The following is a 17,368-nucleotide window of genomic DNA, read 5'->3' as shown; positions in this document are numbered from 1 at the left end:
ATATCAATTATGCAGCACGTATCAGCCGTACGCGAGCCGCTCGTAACTGGCGGTAAGACGTTACACGACGTAACGCAAGACATCTGCTATCAGGTAGAAGCCAAGCCCAACCTCCGTTGGATGGCTGCTCTGAGCGTGGCGCTGTTCTTTCTGGGAGTGTTCTTCTACTCCGTATACCGCACCGTATGGTACGGCATCGGCGAGTGGGGCCTGAACAAAACCGTGAACTGGGCTTGGGACATCACCAACTTCGTGTGGTGGGTAGGTATCGGCCACGCCGGTACGCTGATTTCGGCGGTACTGCTGTTGTTTCGTCAGAAATGGCGGAGCTCCATCAACCGCGCCGCCGAAGCCATGACCATCTTCGCCGTAATCTGCGCCGCCATGTTCCCGGTGTTGCACATGGGTCGTCCATGGTTGGCATTCTACGTATTCCCATTGCAAAACACGCTGGGTTCGCTGTGGGCCAACTTTAACTCGCCGCTGCTCTGGGACGTATTCGCCATCTCGACCTACTTCACTGTGTCGCTGGTGTTCTGGTACATTGGTCTGATTCCTGACTTCGCTTCGATTCGTGACCGTGCCAAGGGGCCTATCGCCAAGTTCAGCTACTCTATGCTGAGCTTCGGCTGGAAAGGCTCGGCCAAAGCTTGGTCGCGTTACGAAACGGTTTCGCTGATTCTGGCTGGTGTTTCGACCCCGCTGGTACTCTCGGTACACACCATTGTATCGATGGACTTTGCTACCTCGGTAGTACCGGGCTGGCACACCACCATCTTCCCGCCCTACTTCGTAGCTGGTGCAATCTTCTCGGGTTTCGCTATGGTGCTTACCCTGATGCTGATTACCCGTGTGGTTTTCCGCCTCGAAGATTACATCACGCTGGAGCATATCGCTCTCATGAACAAAATCATGATGGTAACCGGCTCCATCGTGGGTGTGGCTTACATCACGGAATTCTTTATCGCCTGGTACTCGCAGGTTGAATTTGAGCAGTACGCTTTCATCAACCGCGCTACCGGCCCTTACTGGTGGGCTTACGCTTCGATGATGACCTGCAACGTAATTACGCCGCAGTTGGTGTGGTTCCGCCGCGTACGCTACAGCATTCCGCTCACGTTCGCACTGTCGATTGTGGTTAACATCGGCATGTGGTTCGAGCGCTTTGTAATCATCGTGACCTCGCTGCACCGCGACTACCTGCCGTCGAGCTGGGCAATGTTCTCGCCTACGATTATCGATATCGGCCTGTACGTTGGTACGCTCGGCCTGTTCTTCACGCTGTTCCTGCTCTTTGCTAAGTTCTTCCCTGTGATTAACATGGCCGAGGTGAAAGCCATCTTGAAGTACACCGTTGATAACGGTCCGACTTACAACCCCTCAAAGGCGCACCACGCCCCTGTTCAAACTTCTACGCCAGGTGTGCCTGCTTCGGCTCCCGTAACTTATAACCAGCATGACTAAGCGCTTCGCCCTTGGCATCTTCGAAGACGAGGATGTACTGCTGCACGCCGTTGAGAACGTGCGCGCCGCCGGTGTGAAAATCCACGACGTGTTTTCGCCTTACCCGGTGCACGGCATCGACGATGCGCTCGGCATCGAACGTTCGCGCCTGCCTATTGCTGCCTTCTTCTTTGGCATGACGGGCCTGGCCTTCTCACTGTGGATGCAGATTTACATGCTCGGTTTCGACTGGCCGATGATTATCGGTGGTAAGCCGCACATTTCACTGCCCGCTTTTGTACCGGTGGCTTTCGAATTGACGGTGTTCTTCACCTGTCACGGCATGGCTATTACCTTCTTTACAATTACGGGTTTGTATCCGCGCTTTAAGGTACCGGTGATGGACGTACGCGCCACCGACGACAAGTTCGTAATGGCCATCGAACTGGATGAAACCAGCTCGCAATTTCCCCGGCTGACCCAGCTGCTGCGCGAGAACGGCGCTTCGGAAGTCAACCAAAAAGAAATGACCAACAACTAATGACGCATCCGCTGACCCTGAGCCTGCGCGTTTCGGCGCTGCTGCTGTCCCTGGGACTGGCCACCACGGCCTGCACCCACGACGGAAACGACCCCGGCGTAGAATATGCCCCGGAGATGTACGAATCCATCCCCTACGAGCCCTTGCGCCAGACCACGTTTAACACCGTGAATTCGTTTGGTATCAACGAGCGCACTCCTGCAAACGGAACTGTGCCCCGTGGCAAGCTCAACTATTTCGACCACATCCCGAAGGATAGTGTACGAATTGCGGAGCGGGTGCTTCACAACCCTTATGCATATACCAAGGCTAACCTGGAAGAAGGCAAAGTGCTCTACACGCGCATTTGCTCGCACTGCCACGGTGAGCAAGGCAATGGCCAGGGTCCGGTTGGTATTATCTTCAAAGGTGTGCCAAACTACTCGGCTGGTGCTTATAAGACGATGAATGATGGCCACATCTATCACGTCATCCAGTGGGGCCGCAACCGCATGATGCCTCATGGCTCGCAGGTGAATCCCGAAGAGCGGTGGAAAATTGCCATGTATGTGCACGTTCTGCAACTTGGAGAAGGCCCTGATGCACTCAGCAAGCTGATTTCTAAAGGCCCGACCAACACGACTACCAGCGACTCGACTGAAACGAAAGATGCCACCAACACTGCCCCCGTAGGGCAGGCACAGGCTGGCACCGGAGCTGAAACCCCCGGCGAAGGCAAAACCCAAGCAACTAACGGCACCGCCAACTAACGCACTATGGCAACTCTGACGCACCACGAAAGCGCCACGGCTGAACAGCTCGTCGTTACGGATGGCGCCCGTAAAACATTTATTGCCATCATCGTCACCGGTGTGGTATTACTCATTATTGGTATCCTGGCTCAGGTAATGGGCTGGGGGGCAGCCGAGCATAGCGAAGCTGCAGGTCATGCAGCCGCTGCGCACGGTGCCGTCCATGAAGAGGGTAGTTCCGTGTTGGTTAAGCGCGTGCTTGTAAGCCTCTGGCACAGCAACCTGTTTTTCCTAGGCGTGTCCACCGTTGGTACGGTGTTCATGGCCATCAACTACGTAGCTTACGCTGGCTGGTCGGTAATGGTGAAGCGCATTTCCGAAGCCCTTAGCGCCTGGGTTATTCCGGGTGGTGTGATTATGCTTATTGTTTTTCTGGTTGGTCGTCACGACATTTTCCACTGGACCCACGAGGGCATCATGGACAAAGGCAGCCCGAACTACGATGCTATCATCGCCGGTAAAAGCGGTTTCCTGAACCTGCCTTTCTACCTCATCCGCACTATCATCTACATCGGTATCTGGGCTTACTTCAGCTGGAAGCTGCGTCGGCTGTCGCTGCAAGAGGACCTTAATGGTGGTACTGTTTGGTTTCACAAAAGCATCAATGCTTCAGCGCTGTTTCTGGTACTGTACGCGGTTACTTCGTCGATGTCGGCCTGGGACTGGGTGATGTCAGTTGACACTCACTGGTTCAGCACCATGTTCGGCTGGTACGTTTTCGCTTCGTGGTGGGTATCCGGCATTGCAGCTATTGCACTGACTGCGATTTTCCTGAAGCAAGCTGGTTACCTGCGCGCCTTGAACGCCAGCCATATCCACGACCTGGGTAAGCTGATGTTCGGTTTCAGCATTTTCTGGACCTATGTATGGTTCTCGCAGTTCATGTTGATTTGGTATGCAAACCTTCCCGAGGAAGCCGTTTACTTTAATCAGCGCCTCGGTGGCTTTGAAGGCCGCTACACTTTCCTGTTCTTCTTCAATATCGCAATCAACTTCGTTTTCCCCTTCCTGGGGTTGATGACCCGCGATGCGAAGCGCCAGATGATTATCATGAAAATCGTTGCCATCGCCATTTTGTGTGGCCACTGGTCCGACTTTTATTTGATGCTGATGCCGGGCACTTTGCGTGGTGATAATGGGTTCTTGATTGAGATTGGTATTGCTGCAATCTTCCTTGGGGCGTTCCTCATCTTGTTTACGCGTCGTCTGGCTTCGGCTTCTTTGGTACCGGTTAATCACCCGTTCCTCGACGAGAGCATTCACCACACTACCTAGAATTTAGATTGAAGAACTGAGCGCAGGCTGATAACAAAATCTGCGCTCAGTTCTTAACACTTAGTACTCAATACTAAAAACTCAATGACTGCTCTTACCATTTTGCTGGTGTCGGTGCTGCTGTTGGTCGTATTCGGCCTGCTGTTTCGCCTGCAGATTTTTACCTCTATATTCTCGGGTACTTTCACCCGCGATATTGGCACTAGCAATAGCGTTAACGCTATTCTAATGCTGGTTTTCATGATTGGCGGGGGCGCGTGGTTTGCTTATTCGTTTGTTGAAAACTTCAGTAAGATGAATCCTCCCATTGCTTCCGTACACGGCCATCAGATGGAGCGTATGTTCTGGATTACGATGACAGTGATTGGGGTAGCATTTGCTATCACTCAGGTGTTGCTTTTCTGGTATGCTTACAAGTACCAGCACAAGGAAGGCCGTCGGGCTTATTTCTTTGCGCACAACAACACGATTGAGGTTATCTGGACGATTATCCCGGCCATTGTAATGGCTTCGCTGATTTTCGCTGGTTGGAAAGCATGGACCCGTATTACTGGTCCGGCTCCCAAAAACTCGGTGGTAGTGGAAGTAATGGGCAAGCAGTTTAACTGGTTGGTACGTTACCCTGGCCGCGACATGAAACTGGGTGTTATCAATTACCGCATGATTGATGCCGTGAATGAGTGGGGCTTTGACCTGAGCGATAAGTCTTCGCTTGACGACTTCACTACCAACGAAATTCATGTTCCTAAAGGCGTTCCGGTTTTGATTAAGATTCGCTCGCGCGACGTGCTGCACGCCGTTTATATGCCGCACTTCCGCGTGCAGATGTACGCAGTGCCCGGTATGCCGACCCGTTTCTGGTTCACGCCGACCACCACCACCGATGAGATGCGCGCTAAGCTGGGCAACCCCAAGTTCAACTATGAGCTGGCTTGCAACCAGGTGTGCGGCGGTAGCCACTTCGCTATGAAGGCAACCGTGATTGTAGATGAGCCGGACGATTACCAGAACTGGTACGCCGCTCAGCAATCATTTGCTCAAAAAAACCCAGATGTGTTGGCTGCTTTCAAACAGAAGGTCAAATCGATGGTTACTCCCGTAGCCACCGCGCCTCAGGAAAAAGAAGCTGCTCCCGTGCCTTTGGCTGCTTCTTACTAATAACTACTAACGGTATTCTGCTATGTCAGACATGACACCCAAACCAAATCTTTCTCCAGGCGTGCAAACGCAGGGCGGTATTGGTTCCGCTCCGGTGCCGGCTATCGAGCACGGCGACCACCTGTTACATGATGACCACGAGCACGAGCACCACGACCAGCACTGGATGTGGAAGTACGTGTTCAGTCAGGACCACAAGCAGATTGCTAAGCAGTACCTGATTACGGGTATGCTGTGGGCCATCATTGGTGGTACTCTCTCGAGCTTATTCCGTTTGCAGCTTGGCTGGCCCGAAGGCACGATGGAGTGGTTGAAACCCGTTCTCGGTGGCTGGATTCAGGCTGGTAAGTTGAACCCTGAGTTTTACCTTGCACTGGTAACGATGCACGGTACTATCATGGTATTCTTCGTGCTGACTGCCGGTTTGAGCGGTACCTTCTCGAACTTCCTGATTCCGCTGCAAGTGGGTGCCCGCGACATGGCTTCGGGCTTCATGAACATGCTCTCGTACTGGTTCTTCTTCCTGTCGAGCATTATTATGTTCTCCTCGCTGTTTATTGAAACCGGTCCAGCAGCTGCTGGCTGGACAATCTACCCGCCGCTGAGTGCATTGCCGCAGGCCATTCCCGGCTCCGGTGCTGGCATGACGCTGTGGTTGGTGAGCATGGTGTTCTTCATCGTGTCGCAGCTGCTGGGTGGTGTAAACTACGTGACCACGGTCATCAACATGCGTACCCGTGGTATGAGCATGAGCAAGCTGCCGCTTACCATTTGGGCTTTCTTCTTGACTGCCATTCTGGGTATCCTCGCGTTCCCGGTCCTGTTCGCGGCTGCTTTGCTGCTGGTGTTCGACCGTTCTTTCGGTACCTCTTTCTTCCTGTCGGACATCTACATTGCCGGTCAGGCATTGAGCAACCAGGGCGGTTCGCCGGTATTGTTCCAGCACTTGTTCTGGTTCCTGGGGCACCCCGAGGTATATATCGTAATCATGCCTGCTATGGGTATGGTATCGGAAGTTCTTGCCACTAATGCTCGTAAGCCCATCTTCGGCTACCGCGCCATGATTGGTTCGCTGATTGGTATCTCGCTGCTGTCGTTCGTTGTGTGGGCTCACCACATGTTCGTAACGGGAATGAACCCCTTCCTAGGCTCAGTATTCATGTTCTTGACGCTGATTATCGCTGTGCCTTCGGGTGTGAAGGTATTCAACTGGCTGGCTACGCTCTGGCGCGGTAATATCCGTTTCACGGCGGCCATGTTGTTCTCTATTGGTTTTGTATCGCTGTTTATCTCGGGTGGCCTCACGGGTATCATTCTCGGTAATGCAACGCTGGATATCCAGATGCACAACACCTATTTCGTGGTTGCTCACTTCCACTTGGTAATGGGTAGCGCGGCATTCTTCGGCTTGTTTGCCGGTGTTTATCACTGGTTTCCCAAGATGTTTGGCCGTATGATGGACGACAAGCTGGGTTACATCCACTTCTGGCTCACGTTCGCTGGTGTGTATCTGATATTCATGCCGATGCACTATGTAGGTATTGCCGGTTTCCCCCGTCGTTACTATGCCTGGACTGGATTTGATGCTTTCTCGCAATTCGCGGACATGAACAAGTTTATCTCGGTTGCGGCCATCATTACTTTCTTCGGCCAGTTTATTTTCATCTTCAACTTCTTCTACAGCATCTTCCGTGGCCGCCGGGCTACGGAGAATCCTTGGAACTCGAATACGCTGGAGTGGACGACACCAGTAGTACCCGGCCACGGCAACTGGCCCGGCGAGATTCCAGCGGTATATCGCTGGCCCTACGACTATAGCAAGCCCGGTTCGGATGTGGACTTTATCCCCCAGAACGTACCGTACTCGCAAACGCAGTCGTCTAACCTGCCCTATGAGCAGGAGTTGGCTGATTAGTTAGCAAAAGCCTGATTAACCAAGCTACTTGGTAAAGTCCCGAAGCGGGCCGCCTAACCGGCGGCCCGTTTTTGGTTCATGGGATTTAATCAATCCCTTAAATAATCTGTTTTACTTGTGTCCTGCGGTTGCGTAGGGCAGAGGTAGCCGTCTTTTCACTATGGAGAAATTTCATTTGAGCCCTGCCGTACGGCGTTTCCGTTTTGTGGGCATTCTCACCGTCGTAAGCGTTTACCTGTTGATTCTGGTGGGTGGAGTAGTTCGGAGTACCGGCAGTGGCATGGGATGCCCGGATTGGCCCAAATGCTTTGGCCAATGGGTGCCCCCAACCGAAGCCAGCCAGCTGCCTCCAGATTACAAAGAGATATACACGGCGCAACGGGTGGCCAAAAACCAGAAGCTGGCCCGAACGCTGCAACGAATGGGTTTTGCGCAGGTTGCGGGCAGCATATTTGCCCATCCCACGCAATATATCGAAACGGATTTCAACCCGGTGAAAACCTGGATTGAGTACGTAAACCGATTGTTGGGCGCGCTAATTGGAGTATTTGTTTTTCTTACCGTTGCGTTCGCCCTGCCTTACTGGCGGCGCGACCGCACTATTTTCTGGCTGGCATTTGCTTCGTTTATTCTGACGGGGGTGCAAGGCTACCTTGGTTCATTGGTGGTTTCCACCAATTTGCTGCCCGTGATGGTAACGGTGCACATGGCGCTGGCGCTGGTGATAGTAGCGCTGCTACTGTACGCTGTTGACCGGGCACGGTGGGGGCAAGGCGATGTTACATCGCGATTGCCGGAAGCGGAACTTATTGATGCGAGTGTCGGGATGAAGCGTCCAGCGGCCGCTTTGCAAATATGGCTTTGGGCCGCGCTGCTGCTCACGTTCTGGCAGATTGTGCTGGGGACGCAGGTGCGCGAACAAGTAGACATTGTATCGGCCGCAGCGGACTATGTAGGGCGCGAAAACTGGGTGAGCAAGCTGGGTAGCGTGTTCAGCCTGCATCGTACGGTATCGGCTGCGGTTTTGCTGCTGAACGTGTACCTGGGCTACGAGATTTGGCAGCTTGTCCAAAAACGCCTGCGCAATTTGGTTACAGCTACGCTCAGCCTGATTGGCCTGGAAATTCTGGCCGGAATCGTGCTAGCGTCGTTTGCACTGCCGGCCGTGGTGCAGCCAGTGCATCTTACTCTGGCTACTGTATTGTTTGGCGTACAGTTTCTGACGCTGCTGGCCGTGGTCCGTGCGCGTAAAAGCACGGAAACTATTGCGCCCACAGATGCACCCCGGCGGGTTGTTGCGTAACTTCGCGGCCCCGTTGGGTGCATCTTCGACAAGTTGGACCTCACAACGAAATTATAAGTACAATTGATGGTTAAGGCCCGCGCCTATTTTCAGCTGCTCAAATTCCGGCTTTCGCTCACTGTAGCGTTTTCCAGCGCCATCGGGTATATGCTGGGAGCACACGATTTCAGTTGGAGCCGGGCTTTACTGGTGATGCTGGGTGGCCTGCTCGTGACTGGCTCGGCCAACATTATCAACCAGGTTCACGAGCGGGAGCTGGATAAGTTAATGACCCGCACGGCCAAGCGGCCACTCCCAATGGGCATTCTATCGCCGGGCGAAGCCTGGGTCTTCTGCGTGTTGCTGGGGGTAGCTGGGTTGGGGCTGCTGTGGTATCTGTTCAACCCGCTCACCGCAGGGCTATCGCTTCTGTCGCTTATCCTGTACGGATTCATCTACACGCCGCTTAAAACGATATCGCCTATTTGTGTTGCCGTAGGCGCTGTGCCGGGTGGTTTGCCGCCGCTTATCGGCTGGGTGGCGGCCACTGGCTACATTGGGGTAGAGGCGTGGGTGCTGTTCGGGATTCAGTTCATGTGGCAGTTTCCGCACTTCTGGGCCATTGCCTGGGTGGCCGACGACGATTATAAGCGGGCCGGCTTCAAAATGTTGCCCTCGCCTGGCAACCGCGACCTGCGCACCGCGTTTCAGATAATGACCTACACGCTGCTGCTGATTCCGCTTAGCCTGTTGCCGCTGGAATTCAATATTTCCGGTCGTATATCGGCATTGGTAGCGGTAGTGGCGGGCGTGCTGTTTCTGTTGCTCACGGTGCAGCTGATGCGTACGCAGTCGCGCAAGGCGGCACTGCGCATCATGTTTGCTTCTTTTTTGTACCTGCCCATCGTACAAATTGCTTTGGTACTGGACAAAATATAGTTGTTGGTTGTTAATAGCTAGTTGCCTGCCGGGAATAAAAAAAACGGGCTGTCAGCAACTAAAAAACGTCAACCAATTCCCCTAATATCTAGATTATGAATCCTTCTGAAACGTTATCCGAAAAGGAAGTTGGACTAGGCTGGCACCCTAAGCGCGTGCTGCTTATTCTACTTATTTTCAGCATTGTGATGATGTTCGCGGCTTTTACCAGCGGCTACATCGTGCGCCGCGATGAAGGCAACTGGCGCGAGTTTGACCTGCCCGCTTCACTTCTCATCAACTCCATTCTGATTGCGCTGAGCAGTGCGAGCATACAATGGGCCTATTTCTCAGCACGTAAGGACGAAATCAACCGGGTGAAAATCGGTATGATTGTCACGCTGGTACTTGGGTTGGCTTTCCTGGTGGGACAGTACCATAGCTTCGGCGACCTGGTGGGCGGCAATACGTACTTTGGCGGAGCCGATGCCAATCCTTCCGGTTCATTCGTATACGTTTTGATGGGTGTGCACGCTTTTCACTTGGTTACGGGGCTTGTTTTTCTGGCCGTAGTACTCAGGCGGACGCTTAATTATCAGGTGCATTCGCGTGCCTTGCTCTCCATCGGCAACGCTACTTTATACTGGCACTTCCTGGGCGGGCTTTGGCTGTACCTGTATTTGTTCTTACTTTTGAACCACTAAAACGACATTACGCTGTCTGCTATGGCCCAACCGACCACTTTGCCGCATCCCGCGGCTTCCGCTACTCACGATGCCCCGCGCACCGGCAACTGGGATGGCGGCAACGAACCCTTCAAAGCGAGCTACGGTAAGCTGATGATGTGGTTTTTCCTGCTTTCTGACGCATTTACCTTTGCCGCCTTCCTCACCACCTATGGCATGATTCGCCATAAGCACGAGGTTTTTACGGGTGAAGCTAAAGATTTTGTGTTCAGCACGCGCTGGTGGCCCATCCCTGACCACGTATTCAATGCCTTCCCCGGCATGGGCGAGGCCAACGTTCCGCTCGGTTTCGTGGCCCTGATGACTATGATTCTGATTCTGAGCTCCGTGACGATGGTGCTGGCCGTAGAAGCCGGCCACCGCATGGATAAAGCCGATGTGCAAAAGTGGCTGCTCTGGACCATCCTGTTTGGCTCTGCCTTTTTGGCCAGTCAGGCCTGGGAGTGGGGTCACTTCATCCACGGCCACACCGAAGGCACGGTAATGGCCGACGGTACCGTGTTCCACGGAGCTAATCTGGCAATGAACCAGTACGGGCCAGTGCTATTCGCCGACTTGTTCTTCTTCATCACCGGTTTCCACGGTACGCACGTATTCTCGGGCGTCTGCCTGTTGGTGTGGTGCTTTATTGCTACCACCAACGGTACCTTCGAAAAGCGCGGGCACTACGAGATGATTGAGAAAATCGGCCTCTACTGGCACTTTGTAGACTTGGTGTGGGTGTTCGTATTCACCTTCTTCTACCTCGTTTGAAAAAGAGTTATGAGTTAAAAGTTAAGGGTTATCAGTTGGTCAAATCCACTCGCTAACCCACGCTTTTAACTTATAACTTTTAACTCATAACTCATAACTTACCCAATGGCTTCTCACGCAACTACTGAACACACCCTTGCCCCGGGTGAAATCGCCAAGCCAAACACCGCCTGGATTTGGCGGGTATTCGGCATCCTGGTTGGTATCACGGCCGTCGAATTCGTTTTCGTATTCCTGATGTCCCCGAGTACGCTGCGCAATAGCATTTTCATCGTGCTCACCATCATGAAAGCATTCTTTATTGTGGCTGAGTTCATGCACCTGAAGCACGAAACCAAAGGACTGATTTGGACCATTCTGGTGCCGGTGTCCCTGTTGGTATGGCTGTTGGTGGCGCTGGTTACCGAAGGCTCGTTCATGGGCGAAGTGCTGCAAAGCATGTTTAAATAGCGGATGCGGCCCCGCCAAACCATTTTGCTGGGGCTACTGCTATTGGTGCCAGTACTGGCCTTTCTGTTCCTGTTCCGCTTCGGCTCCAACCGTTACGCGCTGCCAACTTACCTGCCCGACCGCGTGGATTCCACGCAGGTTGGCGGGGAGTGGCAGCGCGATACTGTTTTCCACCAAATAGCGCCGTTTCAATTGTCGTCTGCTAATGGGCGGGATGTGAGCAGCCGGGAGTTGGGCCAGGGGTTATACATCGCCCAGTTTTTTGGTGCCGATGAAGCCAGCGTCCGCGTAGCCCGCCAATTGCTGCGGGTGCAGGAGAAGTTCCGGCACGAGCCCCGCGTGCGTCTGGTCACCTTCGTGCTGAATGGTGAACCCAGCCAGACCATTGCCCTGACGAAGCTGGCCGAGCAATACGGTGCCACTGCGGGCAAATGGTTTTTCCTGACCGGTGCGGCCGATACCCTCAAAAAACTCACGCAGCAGGAGTTTCGCCTCACCGCCGACCCCAAGCGACTGGCTGGGGCCGTGTACACGGCTAACATCCCCGCCGGCCGGCTGTTGTTGGTTGACAATCAGCGACGGGTGCGTGGCATTTATGATGGCACCGACGGACGCGAAATAGACCGCTTACTCACGGAAGTAACGGTGCAGCTCTACGATTATGAACACCCCCACTGAACAACTGCACCCCCCGGTAATGGCCCCCGGGGACTATACGCGCTACAGAATTATCCTTGGTGGCCTGGGCATCGTGGTGCCGCTGCTGGTAGCAATACTGTTTTATTTCAAGGGCATTTTCAAGATTGATGGGGCTGATGCGTACTTGCGCATGCTGCCAGCCGTGAATGCCGGCCTGAACTCACTGACGGCCGTGGCCCTGCTGGTTGGGTATTACTTTATCCGCCGGAAGAACGTGCTGGCCCACCGGGCGGCCATGGGCACGGCCTTCGTCCTGGGTGGGCTGTTTCTGCTGTCGTACGTGGCGTATCATTCGCAGGTAGAAAGCACGCACTTTGGTGGGGTAGGGGCTGCCCGTCTTATTTATTTCGTCTTGCTTCTTACCCATATCAGCCTCGCGGTGGTGACGGTAGGACTCGTGCTGTTTACGCTCTATTTCGCGCTCACGGGACAGTACACCAAGCACAAAGCCATTGCGCGCTGGACCTTTCCGGTCTGGCTGTACGTATCAGTCACGGGCGTTATTGTGTATTTTATGATTTCGCCGTATTATGTCTGATAATAAGAAACTTTGCTTTAATCTCCGTGTTGATTTATTATGAAAAAGACCTTTTTTGCCGCTGCTTTTACCCTGTTCCTGGGTGTGATGCTAAGCTTGGCGCCGCTGGCTGCCCAGGCGCAATGCTCGATGTGTAAGTCGCAAGTAGAAGCGGCCCGGCAGGAGCGTGATGATTACGACGTGGCCGGTCTCAACAAGGGCATCCTTTATATAATGACGGTTCCCTATATTTTGATGGGAGCGGTAGGTTATTTCTGGTATCGTCGCACGCACCCCAAGGCGGTCAAAGCATAGTGCAGCAGCCCACTAAGGCTGTTGCATCTACAGCCCGGGCGCTGTTGGAACTGCGGTGTCCGCGCTGCCATACGGGTAAGCTCTTTACACATGCGGCGTTCAGCACTAGTTTTATGGAAATGCCCGAAGCCTGTCCGGTCTGTCATTAGACTTATGAGCCGGAGCCGGGATTTTACTATGGTGCGATGTACATAAGCTCGGGTTTCTCGACGGCAGCGCTGCTGGGAATTGGGTTTTTGCTCTATTATCTCGCCAACGACTCGCCCCTGTGGGTTTATGTGATAACTGTGGTCGTAGCCGTATTGGCCGTAACGCCGCTACTATTCCGCTATGCGCGGGCCGTGATGCTCTACGGGGTTGGCGGTGCTAGCTTCGACCCGCGTTATCTAAATCGATAGAAATAAATATTTTGAGGACTGCAAAAAGGCTGCCCATGGGCAGCCTTTTTTATTAGGCTTGGATTTTGCGGTTCACTCGAATGAGGGCTCCTTTGCGGGAGGCATCTCATTCGAATGCTGGCACTGCTTCGAAAAGCAAGGCCTCATGACCCGGTAACGTGCTTACTTTGGGTGGGCTGCCTTTACTGCGCCGGATTAACGACTTCATCGCTTCTTTTTTGCACCCGCTTTCTTCCTCCGGCTCAATCCTGAAACCAGCTTACTCACAACGGCGTCTACCCTGGCTGCTGCTGCTGGGGGCGGTTTTGTGTTTTGTAGGTGGTTACCTGGCCAGCCGCTACGCGCAAGCCCCGGGCATGGTGCAGCGTACCGATGTGGTGCGCCTGCAACAGCTGGTGCGGAATGCCGAAACCACGGCCCGTCGCGAAGCCGATACGGTGGCGGCCGAGCTGTCGCGCGGTAACTATAGCTTCCAAAAGCTTATTTCCCAGACTACGTACCCCACTTGCGTATTGGAAAACGGAGCCCTGCGCTACTGGTCCGATGCAACGTTGCGGCCGCAGGAGGATGCGGCCCGCACAGCTGCCGAGCGCCTTGTGGAAACGCCGATGGGCCAGTTCCTGCAGTTGCGCCGTCTGGCGGGGCGGTACCTGGTTCTCGTTTACCTGCCTCTGGAACGGCACTACGGCATCACCAACCGCTACCTGCGGGAGGGCGGCGAGCAGGCACTGATTCGCGGGCTGGAACTGAAAGTGGTGGCGGATAGCTCGGTCCACGGCTCGGCTCGGTTTGACGCACCCGATGGCCACTACCTTTTTTCTATCAAGCGGTTGCAGCCCAATCCGCTCACCGGGCAGTACGTGCCGCTGGCGTTGCTGGCGTTGGGCAGCCTACTGTATGCCATGGGGTGGCTGCTGCTGGCGTGGCGCTGGTGGCAGGCCGGGCGGCCGCTGACCGCCGTGGCCTCATTGGTGATGCCTTTGGTGATGCTGCGGGCGCTACTGTTGTACCTGGGACTGCCATATTCTTTTATCGAACTGCCCTTGTTTGACCCCTGGGTGAGTGCGGCCGCGTGGTGGGCGCCCTCGCTGGGCGACTTATTACTCGATTCCCTGCTGGCTTTGTTGGTAGCCGTGGGCGGTGTGGCATTGTGGCGGTATTTCCAAGTGCCGCAGCGGGTGCGGGCCCCGCGTGCGCTAAGCCGACAGGTTGTGGCCGCAGTAGCGGTGGGGGCGGCTTTTTGTGGTTGGCTGGGACTGTTGTTTAGCTATTATAACACGGTTTTTGGCGGTTCCCAATTGAGCCTCGATGTGAGCCGAAGCGTGCAGATAACGGGTTTCTGGGTGGTGCTGGCACTGGCGGTGCTGTTGCACACCGCCGCGTGGCTGGCCGGACTGTTCGGCCTGACGCAGCTGGCAGGTGCGTTATTGCAGCATGTGCCGCGCCGGCTGCTGCTGCTGGCTCCCGCGCTGGCTACGCTGCCGGTGCTGGGGGCGGGGCTGGTACTGGGTGAGCCGTGGGTGCTGCTGGTGGGGGTTTTACTCTTGTTCGCCGCGCTGGTGCGGGCTATAAACCTACGGGCCGCGCCCACTACCAGTAATTACCAATCGTCGGTGCTGTTGGTACTGCTGCTGGCCCTTACGGCGGCTACCGGGGCACTGGCGCTGTACTCCCGCTTCGAAAAGCAGGTGTTGGTTGATAAGCAGCGTCTGGCGGGTAATCTGTTGGTTGATAACGATTTTCAGGGGGAGTTTCTGCTGAGTGAGCAGATGCACAAAATTGCGCACGACCCGTTTGTCCGGCGGGCGCTCACGGCTGCTTTCGGGCGGCCCGAAGTGGTGCGCGAACGCATTGCCCGGCAATACCTGAGCCACTATTTTGACAAATACGAGAGCAATATCACGCTGTATGACGAGGCGGGCGACCCGTTAGGCGCCCCAACGGGAACTCCCAGCCTACGCGAAACCCGCGCAATTACCGAGCGGCTGGCCAAGCCTACGGGGCAGGCCGGCGTGTTTCTGGTGCAGTCTGATAATCCGTTTGGCTCGCGGCGCTATGTGGCGCACATCACCGTGCCGGGGCAGCGGGTGAACGGAATTGGCTTGCCGCTGGGCGCCGTGCGGGTAGAATTGACGCTCAAGAAGCTCACTTCCTATAGCGTGCTGCCGGAGCTGCTGGTGGACCAGAAATTCTTTGAGCCCGGCCTGGCCACCGAGCTGAGCTACGCCGGCTACAACCACGGCCGGCTGGTGTACAGCGAAGGCGATTTTGACTACGCCAACCGCCTGCCCGCCGCCCTGCTGGCTGAGCCGCGCCTTTACACCACGGGCCTCACGCGCAAGGGCTTCCATCAGTTTGCCGTGCGGGGCTCGCTGGACCGGACCGTCGTGGTGACCACGGCCACGTATTCGCTGGGGGACTGGCTGGCCAATTTTTCGTTTCAGTTCTTGCTATCGACGTTTTTCTGGCTACTGCTGGGCGGCGTGGCCCTGCTGGTGCGCGGCCGGGCGCTGCCCCGGCTCAATTTCAGCACGCGCATTCAGCTGCTGCTGAACGTGGGCATTGTGGTGCCGCTGTTGGTGGTGAGCGTGGCCACGGCCAGCCAGCTTATTGACTCGTATAAGCGCGACCTGGCCCGCACGTATGAGCGGCGCGGCCAGCTGGCCCTGGAAAGCCTGCGCCGGCAGCGCCACCTGCTTTCCGACAGCACGGCCCGCCCCACGCTGGCCGTGCTGGTCAAAAACGTGGCCGCCCTCACCGAAACCGACCTCAACCTTTATGATGCCCACGGCGAGCTGCTGGCCAGCAGCCAGCCCCTCATTTTCGATGCCGGGCTGCTGGGGCCGCTGGTGAACCCGCAGGCCATGGTGGCATTGGGTGAGCGCAACCGGCCCCGCGTCCTGCTCACGGAGCGGGCCGGGTCGTTATCGTTCAATTCGCTGTACCTGCCGGTGCGGGCCGGGGCAGGCGAGGCCGTGGTGACCGATTTGGCCGGGCACGCATTGGGGCACGGCAGCGCCGATGGCCCTCCGAAGAAAGGGCCGGTTTACGCGGTGCATTCGGTATTTGACGATGACGACGGGTCGTCGTTCGACGAAACGGCCTTGCCCACCGGCCCGATTCTGGGCTACGTGGGCATCCCGTTCTTCGACTCGGAGAAAGCGTTGAATACCAAGCTTACAGAGCTGTTTACCACGATTCTCAACATCTTCACGCTGATGTTTCTGCTGTTTTTGGGGCTGGCGTTTGTGGCGGCGCGGCAGCTCACGGCTCCCCTCAAGCTCATCACCGAAAAGCTCACTAAAACCACGCTCACTGGCGAAAACGAGCTGCTGGACTACCACAGCTCCGACGACGAGATTGGCCTGCTGGTGCGCGAGTACAATACCATGCTCACCAAGCTGGAGGCCAGTAAGCGCGAGCTGGCCGCCCAGGAAAAGGAGGCGGCCTGGCGCGAGATGGCCCGGCAGGTGGCGCACGAAATCAAAAATCCACTCACGCCCATGAAGCTGAGTCTGCAGTTTTTGCAGAAAGCCATTGCCGAGCGCCGCCCCAATGCCGAGGAGTTGATTGGCCGAATCAGCCAGACGCTCATCACCCAGATTGACGTACTGAGCGACATTGCCACCAGCTTCAGCACCTTCACCAACCTGCCCACCATGCGCCCCGAGCGGCTGGATATCGCCGCCGTGCTGCGCCGTTGCGCCGGCCTGCACCAGCCCGATACCGACGATGGTACCCTGGCCCTGCACCTGCCGCCAGATGCCGAAACCGGCCGCTACGTGGTGTTTGCCGATGAAAACCTGCTGGTCCGCACCTTCAACAACCTGCTGATAAACGCCCGCCAAGCCGTGCCCGAAGGCCGCGCCCCGTACATTGACGTGTCGTTGGAAGCGGCTGGCGCGGGCAGCGTGCGCGTGGCCATCCGCGACAACGGCGCGGGCATTCCCGAGGAGGTGCGCGAGAAAATCTTCGTGCCCAATTTTACTACCAAGGCCAGCGGCTCGGGCATTGGGCTGGCGGTGGCCCGGCGCGGCATCGAGAGCGCCGGGGGTAAAATCTGGTTCGAAACCAAAGTGGGGGAGGGCACGGACTTTTTTATCGAGCTGCCGCTGGCGGGATAAAACAGTCCGAATGCCCCTGTCACGGCACGAAACCCCCGGTTCG

Annotated in this window: 16 protein-coding genes; all 16 read left to right on the top strand. The window is 55.7% G+C overall.

Annotated features, from left to right (window positions below):
- The first annotated feature begins 9 nt into the window (after positions 1-9).
- The 16 genes from nrfD to KQ659_RS15020 all read left to right on the top strand — a co-directional run bounded on the left by nrfD (position 10) and on the right by KQ659_RS15020 (position 17,325).
- Entirely contained in the window at positions 10-1,464 is a 1,455-nt protein-coding gene (nrfD, locus tag KQ659_RS15095) for an NrfD/PsrC family molybdoenzyme membrane anchor subunit (RefSeq protein ID WP_226915775.1), read from the top strand.
- Complete coding sequence (locus KQ659_RS15090) at positions 1,457-1,984, top strand: DUF3341 domain-containing protein (protein WP_216680298.1); 528 nt, start codon at positions 1,457-1,459, stop codon at positions 1,982-1,984. The genes nrfD and KQ659_RS15090 overlap by 8 nt, the downstream gene beginning before the upstream one ends.
- A complete protein-coding gene (locus KQ659_RS15085; protein WP_216680299.1) occupies positions 1,984-2,733 on the top strand; it encodes a c-type cytochrome in 750 nt (249 codons plus the stop codon). Before KQ659_RS15090 ends, KQ659_RS15085 begins: the two co-directional genes overlap by 1 nt.
- A gap of 6 nt (positions 2,734-2,739) precedes the next feature.
- Positions 2,740-4,050 (top strand): quinol:cytochrome C oxidoreductase, encoded by a 1,311-nt coding sequence (locus KQ659_RS15080; RefSeq protein WP_226915776.1) that lies wholly within the window; start codon positions 2,740-2,742, stop codon positions 4,048-4,050.
- 84 nt (positions 4,051-4,134) lie between these two features.
- Positions 4,135-5,208, top strand: coding sequence for a cytochrome c oxidase subunit II (locus KQ659_RS15075; RefSeq protein WP_216680300.1), 1,074 nt, complete (start codon positions 4,135-4,137; stop codon positions 5,206-5,208).
- Between the two features lie 22 nt (positions 5,209-5,230).
- Positions 5,231-7,123: a cytochrome c oxidase subunit I gene (locus KQ659_RS15070; RefSeq protein ID WP_226915777.1), complete on the top strand. Its 1,893-nt coding sequence runs from the start codon at positions 5,231-5,233 to the stop codon at positions 7,121-7,123.
- A 160-nt stretch (positions 7,124-7,283) separates the two neighbouring features.
- Positions 7,284-8,426 carry a COX15/CtaA family protein gene (locus KQ659_RS15065; RefSeq protein WP_216688295.1) on the top strand — a complete coding sequence of 381 codons (1,143 nt, stop codon included), beginning with the start codon at positions 7,284-7,286 and terminating at the stop codon, positions 8,424-8,426.
- A 66-nt stretch (positions 8,427-8,492) separates the two neighbouring features.
- Positions 8,493-9,344, top strand: a complete 852-nt coding sequence (gene cyoE / locus KQ659_RS15060) for a heme o synthase (protein WP_216680302.1) — start codon at positions 8,493-8,495, stop codon at positions 9,342-9,344.
- Between the two features lie 95 nt (positions 9,345-9,439).
- A complete protein-coding gene (locus KQ659_RS15055; RefSeq protein ID WP_216680303.1) occupies positions 9,440-10,027 on the top strand; it encodes a cytochrome c oxidase subunit 3 in 588 nt (195 codons plus the stop codon).
- Between the two features lie 21 nt (positions 10,028-10,048).
- Entirely contained in the window at positions 10,049-10,822 is a 774-nt protein-coding gene (locus KQ659_RS15050) for a cytochrome c oxidase subunit 3 (protein ID WP_226915778.1), read from the top strand.
- 105 nt (positions 10,823-10,927) lie between these two features.
- Entirely contained in the window at positions 10,928-11,272 is a 345-nt protein-coding gene (locus KQ659_RS15045) for a cytochrome C oxidase subunit IV family protein (protein WP_216680304.1), read from the top strand.
- Positions 11,273-11,275: 3 nt separating this feature from the next.
- The gene (locus KQ659_RS15040; RefSeq protein WP_216680305.1) at positions 11,276-11,950 is read left to right on the top strand and encodes a thioredoxin domain-containing protein; all 675 of its coding nucleotides are present in this window, start codon (positions 11,276-11,278) and stop codon (positions 11,948-11,950) included.
- Entirely contained in the window at positions 11,934-12,509 is a 576-nt protein-coding gene (locus KQ659_RS15035) for a DUF420 domain-containing protein (protein ID WP_216680306.1), read from the top strand. Before KQ659_RS15040 ends, KQ659_RS15035 begins: the two co-directional genes overlap by 17 nt.
- Before the next feature lie 39 nt (positions 12,510-12,548).
- Complete coding sequence (locus tag KQ659_RS15030) at positions 12,549-12,803, top strand: hypothetical protein (protein WP_216680307.1); 255 nt, start codon at positions 12,549-12,551, stop codon at positions 12,801-12,803.
- Between the two features lie 185 nt (positions 12,804-12,988).
- Entirely contained in the window at positions 12,989-13,201 is a 213-nt protein-coding gene (locus KQ659_RS15025) for a DUF983 domain-containing protein (protein WP_216680308.1), read from the top strand.
- 218 nt (positions 13,202-13,419) lie between these two features.
- Positions 13,420-17,325: a sensor histidine kinase gene (locus tag KQ659_RS15020; RefSeq protein WP_226915779.1), complete on the top strand. Its 3,906-nt coding sequence runs from the start codon at positions 13,420-13,422 to the stop codon at positions 17,323-17,325.
- Positions 17,326-17,368: the final 43 nt, after the last annotated feature.

The organism is Hymenobacter siberiensis, assembly GCF_018967865.2.
Taxonomy (GTDB): Bacteria; Bacteroidota; Bacteroidia; order Cytophagales; family Hymenobacteraceae; genus Hymenobacter; species Hymenobacter siberiensis.
Note: the sequence above shows the minus strand (reverse complement) of the source record. Positions and strands in the feature narration are given on the sequence as shown.